At 70.0% G+C, this 403-nt stretch carries 1 protein-coding gene; it reads left to right on the forward strand.

The genetic code is table 11. The annotated features are described in order from the left end of the window. Window positions 1–269, forward strand: a 269-nt coding sequence (locus tag I6F37_RS42915; RefSeq protein ID WP_225154818.1) for a polysaccharide biosynthesis C-terminal domain-containing protein, incomplete at its 5' end; no start/stop codon positions are given. Window positions 270–403: the final 134 nt, after the last annotated feature.

Below are 403 nucleotides of genomic sequence, written 5' to 3' on the forward strand. Positions count from 1 at the left end.
ACGTCGCGGTTGGCCCGGTCTCGTATCTGATGACGATGACCGGCAACCAGGTGGGCTGCGCCCTGGTCTGGGCCGCCACCGTCGTCGTCCAGCTTGCCGCCAGCCTCTATCTGATCCCGCGCTGGGGGATCGAGGGCGCAGCGCTCGGCACCGCCCTTGCCACCGTCGTGCTCGGCGTTGCGCTGACCATTCTTGTCCGCCGCCGCCTGCACATCAGCGCGCATGCGCTGGTCCCGCTCTGGCGAAGCATGGCCCGCGCCAGGCTGTGAAGCGCGCGCGCCCGCCGCGGCGCAGTCGAGCGGCTGGTCAATCAATCACCGCCGCCACGTGCCGCCAACCGCTCTCTTCCCGCGAACCGCGAGGCCCCATGCGCACCATCTACATCAACAGCCGCTTCCTGACC

The organism is Bradyrhizobium sp. NBAIM08, from assembly GCF_020193935.1.
In the GTDB taxonomy this organism is placed as follows: domain Bacteria; phylum Pseudomonadota; class Alphaproteobacteria; order Rhizobiales; family Xanthobacteraceae; genus Bradyrhizobium; species Bradyrhizobium yuanmingense.